The sequence below is a fragment of the Roseobacter sp. N2S genome, from assembly GCF_031454055.1.
In the GTDB taxonomy this organism is placed as follows: domain Bacteria; phylum Pseudomonadota; class Alphaproteobacteria; order Rhodobacterales; family Rhodobacteraceae; genus Amylibacter.
Genome location: NZ_JAVDQB010000005.1, coordinates 102,955 through 118,347, shown reverse-complemented (window position 1 = coordinate 118,347; position 15,393 = coordinate 102,955). Strand labels below are relative to the sequence as shown.

14 protein-coding genes are annotated in these 15,393 nt (G+C 55.3%); 5 read left to right on the top strand and 9 right to left on the bottom strand.

The window, feature by feature from the left end:
• Positions 1 to 21: 21 nt before the first annotated feature.
• Complete coding sequence (gene glnT, locus GGE09_RS13385; RefSeq protein WP_309746645.1) at positions 22 to 1,329, top strand: type III glutamate--ammonia ligase; 1,308 nt, start codon at positions 22 to 24, stop codon at positions 1,327 to 1,329.
• Between the two features lie 27 nt (positions 1,330 to 1,356).
• On the opposite strand, the gene GGE09_RS13380 is transcribed toward glnT, so the two are convergent.
• The 9 genes from GGE09_RS13380 to glpD all read right to left on the bottom strand — a co-directional run bounded on the left by GGE09_RS13380 (position 1,357) and on the right by glpD (position 11,731).
• The gene (locus GGE09_RS13380; protein ID WP_309746837.1) at positions 1,357 to 2,514 is read right to left on the bottom strand and encodes an iron-containing alcohol dehydrogenase; all 1,158 of its coding nucleotides are present in this window, start codon (positions 2,512 to 2,514) and stop codon (positions 1,357 to 1,359) included.
• An 8-nt stretch (positions 2,515 to 2,522) separates the two neighbouring features.
• Complete coding sequence (gene glpK / locus GGE09_RS13375; RefSeq protein WP_309746644.1) at positions 2,523 to 4,010, bottom strand: glycerol kinase GlpK; 1,488 nt, start codon at positions 4,008 to 4,010, stop codon at positions 2,523 to 2,525.
• Positions 4,011 to 4,142: 132 nt separating this feature from the next.
• Positions 4,143 to 5,864 (bottom strand): ABC transporter substrate-binding protein, encoded by a 1,722-nt coding sequence (locus GGE09_RS13370; RefSeq protein ID WP_309746643.1) that lies wholly within the window; start codon positions 5,862 to 5,864, stop codon positions 4,143 to 4,145.
• A 67-nt stretch (positions 5,865 to 5,931) separates the two neighbouring features.
• Positions 5,932 to 6,204 (bottom strand): DUF2160 domain-containing protein, encoded by a 273-nt coding sequence (locus tag GGE09_RS13365; protein WP_309746642.1) that lies wholly within the window; start codon positions 6,202 to 6,204, stop codon positions 5,932 to 5,934.
• Between the two features lie 21 nt (positions 6,205 to 6,225).
• Positions 6,226 to 7,059, bottom strand: coding sequence for a carbohydrate ABC transporter permease (locus tag GGE09_RS13360; RefSeq protein ID WP_309746641.1), 834 nt, complete (start codon positions 7,057 to 7,059; stop codon positions 6,226 to 6,228).
• Positions 7,059 to 7,931: a sugar ABC transporter permease gene (locus GGE09_RS13355; RefSeq protein ID WP_309746640.1), complete on the bottom strand. Its 873-nt coding sequence runs from the start codon at positions 7,929 to 7,931 to the stop codon at positions 7,059 to 7,061. Before GGE09_RS13355 ends, GGE09_RS13360 begins: the two co-directional genes overlap by 1 nt.
• Positions 7,928 to 9,013 (bottom strand): ABC transporter ATP-binding protein, encoded by a 1,086-nt coding sequence (locus tag GGE09_RS13350; RefSeq protein ID WP_309746639.1) that lies wholly within the window; start codon positions 9,011 to 9,013, stop codon positions 7,928 to 7,930. The genes GGE09_RS13355 and GGE09_RS13350 overlap by 4 nt, the downstream gene beginning before the upstream one ends.
• Positions 9,014 to 9,023: 10 nt before the next feature.
• Positions 9,024 to 10,109, bottom strand: coding sequence for an ABC transporter ATP-binding protein (locus tag GGE09_RS13345; protein ID WP_309746638.1), 1,086 nt, complete (start codon positions 10,107 to 10,109; stop codon positions 9,024 to 9,026).
• 20 nt (positions 10,110 to 10,129) lie between these two features.
• A complete protein-coding gene (glpD, locus tag GGE09_RS13340; RefSeq protein ID WP_309746637.1) occupies positions 10,130 to 11,731 on the bottom strand; it encodes a glycerol-3-phosphate dehydrogenase in 1,602 nt (533 codons plus the stop codon).
• Between the two features lie 270 nt (positions 11,732 to 12,001).
• Between glpD and GGE09_RS13335 the strand changes: the two genes are divergently transcribed.
• The 4 genes from GGE09_RS13335 to GGE09_RS13320 all read left to right on the top strand — a co-directional run bounded on the left by GGE09_RS13335 (position 12,002) and on the right by GGE09_RS13320 (position 15,365).
• A complete protein-coding gene (locus tag GGE09_RS13335) occupies positions 12,002 to 12,799 on the top strand; it encodes a DeoR/GlpR family DNA-binding transcription regulator (protein ID WP_309746836.1) in 798 nt (265 codons plus the stop codon).
• A complete protein-coding gene (locus GGE09_RS13330) occupies positions 12,796 to 13,662 on the top strand; it encodes a sugar ABC transporter permease (protein ID WP_309746636.1) in 867 nt (288 codons plus the stop codon). The genes GGE09_RS13335 and GGE09_RS13330 overlap by 4 nt, the downstream gene beginning before the upstream one ends.
• Complete coding sequence (locus GGE09_RS13325; RefSeq protein WP_309746635.1) at positions 13,659 to 14,468, top strand: carbohydrate ABC transporter permease; 810 nt, start codon at positions 13,659 to 13,661, stop codon at positions 14,466 to 14,468. Before GGE09_RS13330 ends, GGE09_RS13325 begins: the two co-directional genes overlap by 4 nt.
• Before the next feature lie 207 nt (positions 14,469 to 14,675).
• Entirely contained in the window at positions 14,676 to 15,365 is a 690-nt protein-coding gene (locus GGE09_RS13320; RefSeq protein ID WP_309746634.1) for a GntR family transcriptional regulator, read from the top strand.
• Positions 15,366 to 15,393 lie beyond the last annotated feature (28 nt).

The window sequence follows — 15,393 nt, the reverse complement described above, 5'->3', positions numbered from 1 at the left end:
ATAACAACAGGGACTAAAACGATGACAGTGGACTTAGCAACTTTTGCCCGGGAAACGGGCGTCAAATATTTCATGATTTCTTACACCGATCTTTTCGGCGGGCAGCGTGCGAAACTGGTGCCTGCACAAGCGATTGCCCAGATGCAAGAAGACGGCGCAGGGTTTGCAGGGTTCGCCACATGGCTTGACCTGACACCGGCGCATCCTGACATGTTGGCCATTCCTGATCCTGACACGGTGATCCAACTGCCGTGGAAACCGGATGTGGCTTGGGTCGCTGCGGATTGTGTGATGGAAGGCACGGATGTAGAACAAGCGCCCCGCAATGTGTTGCGCAAACTGGTTACGGCTGCCGCTAAAGAAGGGTTGCGGGTTAAGACCGGGATCGAGGCTGAATTTTTTCTGTTGACGCCAGAAGGGGACGCCATTTCAGATGCCGCAGACACTGCGGAAAAGCCCTGTTATGACCAACAAGCCGTAATGCGCCGTTACGATGTGATCGCGGAAATTTGCGATTACATGCTGGATATGGGCTGGGGCCCCTATCAAAACGATCACGAAGATGCCAACGGTCAGTTCGAAATGAACTGGGAATTTGCAGATGCTTTGGTCACGGCCGACCGCCACAGCTTTTTCAAATTCATGGTGAAATCCGTGGCCGAAAAACACGGTCTGCGCGCCACCTTTATGCCCAAACCCATAGAAGGGCTGACAGGCAACGGCTGCCATGCCCATGTGTCGGTCTGGGATGCAAAAGGTGAGGTGAACGCCTTTGTTGATATGGACAAGGAGTTGGGTCTGTCCGATCAGGGGCGTTGTTTTCTGGGGGGCATCATGAAACACGCCTCGGCTTTGGCGGCGATCACCAATCCCACAGTGAACAGCTATAAACGGATTAATGCACCGCGCACCACATCAGGGGCCACTTGGGCGCCAAATTCGGTCACTTGGACGGGCAACAACCGCACCCATATGGTACGGGTGCCAGGGCCGGGTCGGTTTGAGCTGCGTCTGCCAGATGGCGCGGTGAACCCCTATCTGTTGCAAGCGGTCATCATTGCAGCAGGCCTGTCTGGCGTTCAATCCAAAGCGGACCCCGGCCCGCGCCATGACATTGATATGTACGCCGATGGGCATCTGATCAAAGATGCGCCGCGTCTGCCGTTGAACCTGCTGGACGCCATTCGTGCCTATGATGCCGACCCCGAATTGAAGGCGATGATGGGGGATGATTTTTCAAAGTCTTTCATGAAAATGAAACTTCAGGAGTGGACGTCTTTCGTGTCGCATTTTTCCAGCTGGGAACGGGAAAACACGCTCGATATCTGACGCCGCGCTTTAATAACGGCAGCTAACCTAGTCTGCTGCCGTTAAAATCTGCTCCAATTCGCTTTGGGACAGAACAAACGGATTGCCCTTCATCGAAGAGGCATCTGCTGACAGGCTGGCGACCTTTGTATAGTCCGAACGGGAGAGGCCAAGAGCACCTAATCCGCGCAATCCCATAATGCGCGACCAGTCAGTAAGGGCGGCAATTCCTGTGTTTTGTCGGCCCCCGCCAAAGGCAGTGTCGATCTGTGCCGTTACCCAGTGCAAGCGATCAGACAGGTCTGTTTGCGGCTGTGCTTTAGCCAGATGAGAGTTCAGAACCGCAGGCAGCAGCGTACCGCAGATTTCACCGTGGGGGGCGTTGGTCCTGCCGCCAATCACGCCTGCAAAACCATGCACGGCCCCCAGCCCAGAATTAGCCAAGGCTAGCCCGCCACAGGTGCTGACCCATGCCATTTGATCCCATGCTTCGGGCGCGTCCTGTTCTACCAGATTGCGCAGGGCGTTCAGCCCGACCGGAATGGCCGCGTGGCACAGCGCGTCGGTCATCGGGGTGGCTTTTGTGGACAAATAGGGTTCGATCACTTGGGTGACTGCGTCCAAAGCCGAAGCTAAGGCAACGGATTTCGGCGCGCCCTGCATCAGGTCTGCGTCAACAATGGCACAGCACGGGATCATACGTGGGTCGCGTAAACTAACCTTGATGGCACGATCCGGCACAGTGATCACTGCGTTTTTCGTGACCTCGGCCCCTGTGCCTGCTGTGGTTGGCAGGGCAATCATAGGCAGCGGGGGGTGATCTAGCTGGCGGCCATCGCCGACGATTTCTAGGTAAGAAATGGCTGGTCCTTTGCAGGGGATCAGCGCGGACAGTGCCTTGGCAAAATCCATCACAGAGCCGCCGCCCAATGCGATAACCACATCGGGGTTTACCCCTTTGATCTGCGTCAAAGCGGCGTCTAGGTCTGGCAGGTCGGGTTCGTGGGAACAGCTTAGGGTGCTGACTTGTAGACCCGCTGTAATCAAATCTGATAGCAACCAGTCGGCGCGCGCCGCCGTGGCCCCGTGAACCAGCAAAACGCTGGCACCATATCCAGCGGCCAGCGCTGCGGTTTGGTGGCGTTGGCCGCGCCCGAAATGAAGCGTTGCGGGGCTGGCGAAGGAAAAGCTGGGCGGGAAAATCATGGCCTTGCTCAGACGCTCATGGTGGCTTTGATAGCGCGTTTCCAAGCGGAATATTTTTCAGTGCGTTTGGGTTCTTCCATCTGGGGCGTGAACTGATTGTCGAGCGCCCAGCTTTCAGCAAATGTGTCTTGATCCGGATAAATCCCAGCATGCATTCCCGCCAGCCATGCCGCGCCGAGCGCGGTGGTTTCCAGTACTTTGGGGCGGTCCACAGGGGCGGCGATAATGTCTGACAGGAATTGCATGGCCCAATCATTGGCCGACATGCCGCCATCCACCCGCAGGGTTGGTTGTACTCCGTCGGCTTGCCAATCGGCAGACATGGCTTCCAGCAGGTCGCGGGTTTGATAGCCCACACTTTCCAATGCGGCCATGGCCATTTCGGCAGGGCCTGACCCACGGGTCAGACCAAACACCGCACCGCGGCATTCCGCATCCCAATAGGGTGCGCCAAGGCCGACAAAGGCCGGCACAAGGATCACATTTTGATGGGGGTCGGCCTGTTCTGCCAGTGATTGGGTGGCGGCGGCGTCTTTGATGATTTGCAGCCCGTCGCGCAGCCATTGCACCACGGCGCCTGCCACAAAAATAGACCCTTCCAGCGCATAGGTCGGTTTGCCGTCCAGTTGATAGGCGATGGTGGTCAGCAGGCGGTTTTTTGACACAACGGGGGTTTCGCCTGTGTTCAGCAGGGCAAAACAGCCCGTGCCATAGGTGGATTTCAACATGCCGGGTTTAAAGCAAGCCTGCCCCACGGTGGCGGCCTGTTGATCGCCGGCAACGCCACAAATCGGAATTTCGCGGCCAAAAAGATCGGCGCGGGTGGTGCCAAAATCGGCGGCGCAGTCTTTGACTGTTGGCAGCATCGCCATGGGGATGCCAAGCAGGTCGCAGATTGTACTGCTCCAGCGGCCTTTGCGGATGTCGTATAACATGGTGCGGGCGGCGTTTGTGGCGTCGGTGGCGTGAACTTTGCCGCCTGTCAGCTTCCAGATCAGATAGCTGTCTACCGTGCCAAACAGCAACTCTCCGTTTTCAGCGCGTGCGCGTGCGCCGTCAACATTTTCTAAAATCCAGCGCAGTTTTGTGCCGGAAAAATAGGGGTCAACCAGCAGGCCGGTGCGGTCTGAAATCATTTCCCCGTGGCCTGCATTGCGCAGGTCGCGGCAGTATTCGGCAGTGCGGCGATCTTGCCAGACAATGGCGTTATAGACGGGCGCGCCGGTTTTTCTGTCCCAGACAACGGTGGTTTCGCGCTGGTTGGTGATGCCAATGGCAGTCACGTCGGCGGATGAAATTCCTGCCCGTTCAATGGCGGCGCGGCAAGTGCCTGCGGTGGTGGCCCAAAGGTCTTTGGGATCGTGTTCGACCCAGCCGGATTTCGGGAAATGCTGGTGAAATTCTTCCTGTGCGCTGGCGATCGGGGCCATTTTGGCGTCAAACAGGATGGCGCGGGTGGAGGTCGTGCCCTGATCAATTGCAAGAATATGGGTCATGGGGTGTCCACGTCTAAAGGGATGTCATTGCGCGGGCCAGCGTGGGCGGGCGCGGGGATGATCGGCCAAAGATGGTCTGGCCGATCAAGGTTTTTTCAGGCGGGGACGGTTGCCCGACCCCGCATCACCGGCTTACTGCCAGGATTTGATCAGCTCGTCATACGATACTGTTTTAGGCTCTTCGTCTTCGTTGGCAAGTTTGGCTTTTGGCGAACCAGGCTGAGACAACCAATATTCCGGATCCCGTTCCTCGTTCATTTTCGGGCCAATATCGCCTTGAACACCGGCACGTTCCAGACGGATCAGGACTTTTTCCTGATCAGCACAAAGCGCATCCAATGCTTCTTGCGGGGTTTTCGCACCGGACATAGCGTCGCCGATGTTCTGCCACCACAGTTGGGCCAGTTTTGGGTAATCTGGTACGTTTGTCCCTGTTGGCGACCACTGAACACGGGCCGGAGAGCGGTAGAATTCTACCAGACCGCCCAGTTTTGGCGCCCGCTCGGTGAAGCTTTCGTGCTGGATTGAAGATTCACGGATGAATGTCAGACCAACATGGGATTTCTTCACGTCTACGGTTTTTGAAGTCACGAACTGTGCATAGAGCCATGCCGCTTGTGCGCGATCCACAGGGGTGGATTTCATCAGCGTCCAAGAACCAGCGTCTTGATAGCCGATTTTTGTGCCCTCAGTCCAATATGCGCCGTGTGGCGAAGGTGCCATGCGCCATTTCGGTGTGCCATCTTCGTTCATCACAGGCAGATCAGGTTCTACGGATGCCGCAGTAAAGGCGGTGTACCAGAACATTTGTTGGGCAACATTACCCTGCGCAGGGATTGGACCCGCTTCAGAGAACGTCATACCAGCGGCGGCAGGGGGGGAATATTTGCCCAGCCATTCGATCGCTTTGGTCACAGCATAAACAGCGGCTGGTCCGTTGGTTGCGCCGCCACGGGCTACACAAGACCCAACGGGTTGTGAATTTTCGTTTACACGAATACCCCATTCGTCAACCGGCAGGCCGTTCGGTTCGCCCACATCACCCGCACCAGCCATTGACAGCCACGCATCTGTGTAACGCCACCCCAAAGAGGGGTCTTTTTTACCGTAATCCATGTTGCCAAAGACTTCGCCTTCAACACCCAAGCGTGACAGGTCACGGCCTGTGAAGAATTCAGCAATGTCTTCATATGCGGACCAGTTTACCGGAACGCCCAGATCATAGCCGTATTTCTCTTTGAAATCGGCTTTGTTTTGCTCGTCGTTGAACCAGTCATACCGGAACCAGTAAAGGTTCGCGAATTGTTGGTCAGGCAACTGATAGACTTTGCCATCGGGGCCAGTTGTAAAGGACAGGCCGATGAAATCGTCAAGGTCCAGACCCGGGTTGGTCACGGATGCGCCTTCGCCGGTCATCCAGTCCGTCAGGTTGCGCGCCTGTTGATAGCGCCAGTGGGTGCCGATCAGATCAGAGTCGTTGATATAGGCGTCATAGATGTTTTCGCCTGACTGCATTTGTGTTTGCAGCTTTTCAACAACGTCGCCTTCGCCGATCAGGTCATGGGTGACTTTGATGCCTGTGATGGCTTCAAAAGCAGGGGCCAGAACGGTGGATTCATATGTATGCGTGCCGATGGTTTCGGACACAACATTGATGGACATCCCCGCAAAGGGTTTGGCCGCATCCACAAAGAATTGCAGTTCGGCTTCTTGCTCTTCCCGTGTCAGGGCAGACAGATCCCCGATTTCGCTGTCCAGAAATGCCTTGCCGGCATCCATGTCAGCGAACGCAGGTGCGGTCAGCAAGCAGGCAGCTATGCTTAACGCAGTGGTTCCTTTTAGTCGCAAGGTCATGTTTGTTCCTCCCAAAGTTTGAACAATTAAAGCGGTTCGGGTCTTGCGTGCCGAACCGCCACTTTCATCACACCCAGCGAAACACGGCTAAGGTGTAAAAAAAACAGACAATCAGCGCGCCCCATTGCGGCGCGCTGGTGGTGCCAAGCCAGGCCAGATTGATAAAGGCCGAGCCGAGCAATGTGATAAACAGACGATCCCCCCGCGTGGTTTCAATCCGCAGCACCCCGACACGCGGGGTTTCGGGGTATTTAATCGCAAGGATCGTGAAAACGATCAGCGTCAGCGCGATCACTGCAAAGAATAGTGCTGTGGGCCAAGTCCATGCCATCCAAGCCATGATGCAGTCTCCTTTTTGGTGTTACACACGGCCAAGGGCAAAACCCTTGGCGATGTAGTTGCGGACAAAATAGATCACCAGCGCACCCGGAACGATGGTGAGCACACCGGCTGCGGCCAGAACGCCCCAGTCAATACCAGCCGCCCCCACGGTGCGGGTCATTGTGGCGGCGATGGGTTTTGCATCCACACTGGTCAGGGTGCGGCTTAGCAGCAGTTCCACCCAGCTGAACATAAACAGGAAAAACGCTGTCACCCCGATGCCAGAGGCCACCAATGGGGTGAAAATACGGATGAAAAACCGCGGGAAGGAGTAACCGTCAATATAGGCTGTCTCGTCGATTTCCTTGGGAACGCCGCGCATGAAACCCTCAAGGATCCAGACCGCCAGGGGCACATTGAAAAGACAATGGGCCAGCGCCACCGCGATATGGGTGTCAAACAATCCCACCGAAGAATACAGTTGGAAAAACGGCAGCGCAAACACGGCAGGTGGCGCCATGCGGTTGGTCAGCAGCCAGAAGAACAGGTGTTTATCCCCCAAAAACGTATAGCGGCTGAACGCATAGGCGGCAGGCAAAGCCACGGCGAGGCTGATCACCATATTCATCACGACATAGGCCATGGAATTCAGATAACCCGTGTACCAAGACGCATCGGTCAGGATGGTCAGGTAATTGTCAAAGGTCAGGTCACGGGGCCACAGGGTAAAGCTGTTGAGGATTTCCGTATTGGTTTTCAGGCTCATGGTCAGCAGCCAATAGATCGGCAGCAACAGGAACAGCAGATACAGCCCCATAACCACCGCGCTGCCGTTAAAGCGGAACAGACCTCGTTTTTGTACGATATCAGACATCAGTGGCCATCCCGTTTATCAAGGTTCGTCATTACGGTGTAAAACACATAGGAGATCAGCAAGATCACAAGGTAATACATGATCGAGAACGCCGCCGCAGGGCCAAGGTCAAACTGTCCAAGCGCCATTTTCACCAGATCAATCGACAGGAAGGTGGTCGAATTGCCCGGCCCGCCGCCTGTGACCACAAAAGGTTCGGTGTAAATCATGAAACTGTCCATAAACCGCAACAGGATCGCAATCATCAAGACGCCGGTGATCTTGGGCAGTTCAATAAAGCGAAAGACACTCCAACGGCTGGCTTGGTCAATCTTTGCCGCCTGATAATAGGCATCAGGAATGGATTGCAGACCCGCATAGGCCAGCAGCGCCACAAGGGAAGTCCAGTGCCAGACGTCCATCACAATCACGGTAATCCACGCGGCATAGAAATTCTGGGTATAGTTATAATTGATCCCGATCGCATCTAGCGTATAGCCCAGCAGGCCAATATCCACGCGCCCGAAAATCTGCCAGATGGTGCCCACCACATTCCAGGGGATCAGCAGGGGCAGGGACATCATCACCAGACAAAACGACGCCCAAAAGCCCTTTTTAGGCATGTTCAGGGCGACAAAAATACCCAGCGGGATTTCGATGGCCAGAATAATTGCGGAAAAGGCGATCTGTCGGCCAAGGGCATCCCACATCCGTTCAGATGCCATCATCTCGCGGAACCAGTCGATGCCGGCCCAGAAGAACTGGTTGTTGCCGAAAGTGTCTTGCACCGAATAATTTACCACCGTCATCAACGGGATCACCGCAGAAAACGCTACCAGCAGCAGGACGGGCAGGATCAGGAACCATGCTTTTTGATTGACGGTTTTGTTCATAACGTCCCCTCCACGGGTGCAACGCGCCAGCTGTCGGCATAGACATTGACCCCCGCAGGATCAAAAACAACGCGGTTCACATCGGGCGAAATGGATGCGCCTTCTTCGGCGATGACGTTGATTTCTGTTCCTTGGAAATCGGCGCGCACGATTTTGTGGCGGCCTACATCCTCGACCCGTTTGATCGTCACAGGCAGGCCCGCCCCGTCAACCCCAAGGGAGGTGAATTCAGGGCGCACGCCCAGTTCGACCTTACCGCTTGGTGTGCCAAAAGCCTTGCCAAGGGAGATTTCCGTCCCCGCCAGAACCGCCTTGTCGCCCGTTACCGTGGCGTCCAGCACATTCATTCCAGGCGAGCCGATGAAATACCCCACAAAGGTATGTTCGGGCGTTTCGAACAATTGCTGCGGTGTGCCCATTTGCACCACGCGCCCATCGTACATTACCACAACCTTATCGGCAAAGGTCAGGGCCTCGGTCTGGTCATGGGTCACATAGATCATTGTGTGGCCGAATTCATGGTGAAGCGATTTCAACTGCGTGCGCAATTCCCATTTCATATGGGGGTCGATCACCGTCAGGGGTTCGTCAAACAACAGCGCATTTACGTCCTCGCGCACCATCCCCCGTCCGAGCGAGATTTTCTGCTTTGCATCCGCCGTCAACCCGCGCGCCTTGCGGTTCAGCATGTCTTCCATACCGATCATATGGGCGATCTGTTGCACGCGGTCTTTGATATAGGCAGGGTCCGCGCCCCGATTGCGCAGTGGAAACGCCAGATTATCGCGCACCGACATAGTGTCATAGACCACCGGAAACTGGAACACCTGCGCGATATTGCGCTGGGTTGTGGGTTCCATCGTCACATCGCGATCATTAAACAGAATGCGGCCCTGACTGGGATGCAGCAGACCCGAAATGATGTTCAACAGCGTAGATTTCCCACAGCCCGAGGACCCAAGCAGGGCATAAGCCTCGCCGTCAACCCAGTCGTGGTTCAACTCTTTCAGCGCGTAATCATCGTCGCGTGTCGGGTTCGCCAGATAGGAATGGGCCAGATTATCAAGGGTGATTTTTGCCATGGTCGCTGCCTCAATTCGCGGTTGCATAAGAGGCAGGGGCAACAGATGTGCCGTCCTGCGCAAAAATATAAACGTGGCGGGGATCCAGATAGACATTCAACGCCGCGCCGATTTCCAAGTCTTTGACGCCGTGGATCAACCCGACCCAGTTTTCGCCGTGGTGATCCAGATGAACAAAGGTTTCAGAGCCTGTGATCTCCTTCACTTGCAGTTTCCCGCTGAATTCCAAGGCGTTGGTGTCTTGGCGGTCCAATTCCAGATGGTTCGGGCGAAACCCTGCCAGATAGTCGCCGTCATCTAGATTTGCGAAACTGTCTGACGCTGCGATTTGACCATCGCCAAATTCCAGACGGTCGCCCGATTTGCGGATATTCAGAAAGTTCATCGGTGGGTCGGAAAACACCCGCGCGGTCGTGGCGTTGACGGGTTGGCGATACACCAGTGGCGTTTTGTCAAACTGGGTGATGCGGCCTTCCCACAGGGTTGCGGTGTTGCCGCCCAGCAAAAGCGCCTCTTCGGGTTCGGTGGTGGCATAGACAAAAATCGACCCGGCTTCTTCAAAGATTTTGGGGATTTCTGCGCGCAATTCTTCGCGCAGTTTGTAATCAAGATTTGCCAGCGGTTCATCCAGCAACACCAGCCCCGCGTCCTTGACTAAAGCCCGCGCCAAAGCGCAGCGTTGCTGTTGCCCGCCAGACAGTTCCAGCGGTTTGCGATCCAGCATATCGGACAGTTTCATCAGATCGGCGGCTTTTTTCACTGCCCCGTCAATTTGCGCCGCCGTCTGTCCCAGCAACCGCATCGGGCTGGCGATGTTTTCATAGACCGTCATTGAAGGATAATTAATAAACTGCTGGTAAACCATGGCGATGCCACGATCCTGCACCCGCATACCCGTCACGTCTTTACCGTCCCAGAACACCTTGCCGCTGTTTGGCACATCCAAACCTGCCATCAGACGCATCAAGGACGTTTTCCCCGATGACGTCGGCCCCAACAGAACGTTCATCGTCCCTGACCGGAGTTCCAGATCGGTCGGGTAAATATGCGTCTGGCCGTTCACGACCTTTGATACACCCTCTAGCACAAGTGCCATGTCTTCCTCCCTTTTCGCGCTTAGATGGCGCGTTGCTGGTGGGATTGTGCGGATTGCGCCGCCATCCATCCGTCCAGCACTTCAATTTCATCTGCGCTAAGGCGCAGTCCCAGTTTTGAGCGACGCCAGACCACATCTTGCGCGGTTCGGGCGAATTCTTTTTGCATCAGCCAAGTGACTTCGCGTTCTGTCAGCGTGGCGCCGAATGCCTGTCCCAGATCAGATTCGGCTGGGGCATCACCCAGCACGTCAAAGGACTCGGTCCCATAGGCTTTCACCAGCCGTGTAGCCCATTTCTGGGTCAAAAACGGATAGGCCGCCGCCAGTTTCGCGGTCAGATCGCCAACACCATCCACGGGGAAATCCCCCCCTGGCATTGGCACACCAGCGGTCCATTTGGCTGGCAGTTCGTCAAAGTAAGGCGCAATCTTTTCCAACGCGCTTTCGGCCAGCCGACGATACGTAGTGATCTTACCGCCAAACACATTCAGGATCGGCGCCCCCGCAGAGGTATCTACCTTTAGCACATAATCCCGCGTGGCGGCGGTGGCCGAACTGGCCCCGTCATTATAAAGGGGTCGCACGCCAGAGTAGGTCCAGACGATATCATCTTTGGTGACGGGCCGTTTCAGATAGTTTGAAGCGAATTTCAGCAGATAATCCCGTTCCTGCGGGGTGCATTCCGGCTTTTGCGTCACATCCGTATGATCCGCATCTGTGGTGCCGATCAGGGTGAAATCGCCCTCGTAAGGAATGGTGAAAATGATCCGCCCGTCTTCGCCCTGAAAAAAATAACATTTGTCATGGTCATACAGCTTGCGGGTCACAATATGACTGCCGCGCACCAGACGCACGCCCTCGGTAGAATTGATCCGAACGGTATTGCGGATCACATCTTCGACCCAAGGCCCGCCCGCATTCACCAGCATCCGCGCATGAACCCTGCGTTGGGTGCCGCTGTCTTTATCTTCCAGTACAATCTGCCAATGACCGTCGATCTGCTCTGCCGACACCACCTTGGTGCGCACGTTAATCTTGGCCCCGCGCGCCTGTGCGTCGCGTGCATTCAGCACCACCAAGCGGCTGTCTTCGATCCAGCAATCGGAATATTCATAGGCTTTTTTGAAACGGTCGTTCAGCGGGGTGCCTTCTGGCGAATGGGACAGATCAACCGAAGTGGTCTTGCCCAAAATCTCGCGCCCGCCTAGATTGTCATATAAAAACAAGCCAAGGCGCACCAGCCACGCGGGACGGCGGCCTTTCATCCATGGCATGAAAATATTCAGCAGTTTCGACGTAGGCGTGTCGCCTTCAAACCGCATGTCTTTGTGGTAGGGCAGTACAAACCGCATGGGCCATGAAATATGCGGCATGGCTTTCAGCAGGGTTTCCCGTTCGATCAAAGCTTCGCGCACCAGGCGCACTTCCCAGTATTCCAGATAGCGCAGCCCGCCGTGAAACAGTTTGGTGGATGCCGACGACGTGGCCGATGCCAGATCGTTCATTTCCGCCAGTTCAACGCTTAACCCGCGACCCACCGCATCTCGGGCAATGCCGCATCCGTTGATGCCACCGCCGATGACAAACAGATCAATCACGTTGCTGTTTTCACGTTTGCTCAAAGAAGTCCTCCACGGTCACAACGGGCGTCCAGAATTGGCCCAGCCTCCCAGCTTGCGACACAGGATCAACCAACAGCATTTCCGATGACCTTGCAATAACGAATGTTCGTTTTCTTTCTTTTTGATGTTAACTGCTGATTTATAAGATTTATTTTGTTCGTTTAGACGGAAATACCCGTGCGAATTGTAGTTTTGCCGATTCGGGCTCTTGACGTTCGCCGCGCCGCATTGATTGATGTGCACCAAAGAGCCGGAGGACAACGGGGGGCGATGGTGTCAAATTTCAGGCAAAGAGAGATCCTCGAGATCGCACGCGAAGAAGGCAAGGTGACGGTCGACGGGCTGGCCGAAATGTACGACGTGACGGTGCAGACCATCCGCCGCGATCTGGCCGAACTATCCGAAAGCGGACGGCTGGAAAGGGTCCACGGCGGGGCGGTTGTGCCCTCGGGCGTGGTGAATATCATCTACGAAGAACGCCGCCGTTTGAATGAATCCGGCAAGAAAGCCATCGGCCTACGCTGTGCCAATTCGATCCCTGACGGGGCCTCTGTGTTTATGAATATTGGCACCAGCACCGAAGCTGTGGCCCGTGAATTACTGGATCACGAAAACCTGCTGGTGGTGACCAACAATCTGAACATCGCCAATATTCTGGCCGCAAATCAAAGCTGTGAAATCATTCTGGCTGGGGGCGTGTTGCGCCGTGCGGATGGCGGGATTGTGGGCGGATTGACGGTTGAAATGGTCAAACAGTTCAAGTTCGATTATTCGGTTCTGGGCTGTTCTGCCATTGATGCGGACGGGGATTTGCTGGATTTTGACGGGCAAGAGGTCATGGTCAGCAGCACTGCCATTCAACGCTCGCGCAAGGTGATGGTTGTGGCAGATCATCTGAAATTCCAACGCAAGGCCCCGTTGACCATCTGTTCGCTGAAAGACGTGGATGTGCTTTATACCGATGGCAAACTGCCCAAACCGCTGTTGGCGAATTGTGACGGATGGGGAACCGAGGTGCAGGTGGCGCTGACCCGATCCGCCCGATCCCGAAAGGGATCCGCGTCGTGAAGGATCGCAGTAACGCGGGCTGGCTGTTCGTTCTGCCCGCAGTGGCCTTGCTGGGGCTGGTCGGATTGGTGCCGCTTGTTACGGTGATCAACTATTCCTTCTTTGAAATTTTCATTCTGGACTCCCGGTTTTGGGTCGGGCTGGAATGGTACGCAGAAATCATCGGCTCTGGCCGCTTTTGGGCCAGCTTCGAGCGCAGTGCTCTGTTTTCCATGCTGATCCTGACGATACAAATCCCGCTTGGCATCGCCATCGCACTGTGCATTCCCAGAAACCGCGTTTGGGTCGGGCTGGCACTGGCCGTGGTCGCGCTGCCGCTTTTGGTGCCGTGGAACATGATCCCGTCGCTCTGGCTGAGTTTGCTGAACCCTGAAACTGGTTTGCTGGGGCGGTTCGGGGCGGTGATCGGCTGGCCTGCGGATTGGAAAGACTCGATCCCGCACACTTGGGCGGTGATTGTCATCATGGATGTCTGGCACTGGACCAGCCTTGTGATCATCCTGACTTATTCCGCGTTAACCACAATCCCGCGTTCGTTTTATCAAGCTGCTGCCATTGATGGCGCAACCCCTTGGGATGTGTTCCGTTTTATCCAATTGCCCAAATTGCAGCATGTTCTGTTGATGGCGGTTCTGCTGCGGTTCATGGATTCCTTTATGATCTACACCGAGGCTTTTCCAATCAATGCAGGCGGGCCAGATGGGGCGACCATGTTCCTTGCGGTTGATCTGGGCGAAGACATAAAGGCGTTTAACTACGGCCCCTCCGCCGCGCGCTCGGTGCTGTATTTCCTGATCGTTCTGATGGTGGCTTGGATGTTCACCAAAGCCCAAGGCAAGCTGGACAACGGGGCGCCAACATGACGTTGATCTATCGAAACCTGACTTTTATCAAAGGTTTGGCGCTGTTTGCTTTCGTGATTTTTGTAACCCTGCCGCTGGTGCAAATGACCCTTGTCAGTTTTACCGCCACCCTGCCCAAACCGGATCAAGAGGTTGGTAGCCTGACCCTACGCAACTTTGCCACCATCCTGACGGACCCGCAATTACGCTCTGCTTTTGGCAATTCGATTGCCTATGTGCTGATCAATATTTGCATCACCATCCCTGTGGCCCTGCCTGCTGCCTACGGGTTTTCGCGTCTGTCTTTTCTGGGTGACAAACACCTGTTTCTGGCCTTCATCGCCTTTCGGATTACCCCACCCGTGGTGCTGACCCTGCCGATTTTCCAACTGTTTTCGGCCCTTGGCATCGTGAATTCCGTCTTTGGTATCGCCTTGGCCCATTGTCTGTTCAACTTGCCGATTTCCATCTGGATACTGCAGGGGTTCATTTCCGCAATCCCCAAAGAAATGGATGAAACCGCATTTATCGACGGCTATTCCCGTCCACGGTTTATCTGGTCGGTTCTGGTGCCCCAAATCATGCCCGGCATCGCCGTTACCGCGTTTTTCTGTTTTATGTTTTCATGGGTCGAAGTGGTCTTTGCGCGCATTCTAACCACCACAAACGGCAAGCCGATCAGCATGGCCATCAACGCCTTATTCGGCTTTCAAACAGATATCGGTCTGGTGATGGCTGTCACCCTTGCTTCTATGGCGCCGGGTGCGGTTTTGGTGTTTGCCATGCGCAACCACCTGTCGCGGGGGTTCAAGATCGGACAGGTTTAACCCAAAGGGTTTGCTTTCAGGTTTCATTGCAAGTCTGATCCCGCCTGTCGTTTTGTATGGAAATCCTGCCATATGTCTATATTTATAAGGATGACCGGTCTTGCACTGCGGTGGCACAAGCCCTGCGCTGCATAAGATCTTTTAAAACAAAGCCTTTGCGCTGCACAGTTGATGTGTTGCGCAAGGACGAAAGGGGAGGAAATGCCAATGACCGCGACCTATCGGGACATTAAGGCCGATATTTTGGACAAGATCACCCAAGGTGTTCTTGCGCCGGGCAGTCTGATCCAGAACGAGGTAGATTTGGCCGTAGAGTATGATTGCGCGCGCGCCACGGTAAACCGTGCCATGCGGGAATTGGCCGAGGATGGCATCATTGAGCGCCGACGCAAAGCAGGCACGCGGGTGCGTATGGCACCTGTGCGTCAGGCGCGGTTCGGCATCCCGATTGTGCGCAAGGAAATCGAAGACCAAGGCGCGATTTACCGCTATGCGCTTGTGCAGAAAACCCGTGTGTCCGCACCTGACTGGCTGCGTGCGCGGCTGAAACTGAAACAAGACAGGCAGGTTTTGCACCTGACCTGCATGCATTATGCCGACGGAAACCCCTATCAATTCGAAGACCGCTGGATCAATCTAGAGGTGGCTCCAAAGGCCGCAGATGCGGATTTTTCCGATGTGGGGCCCAACGAATGGCTGGTGTCTGCGATCCCGTTTTCCAATGCGGAAATCAGCTTTTTGGCGGTTCAGGCCACCACTGAACACGCAGAGCATCTTGGCTGTGCCCCCGGTGATGCCTTGTTCCAGACAGAGCGGTCAACATGGTGGGAAAACAACGCGGTCACCTTTGTGCGGCTAACGTTCCGGCGGGGCCACAGGATGACAACGCAATATTGAGCAATATTGAACGGGCCAGCGGTCAATA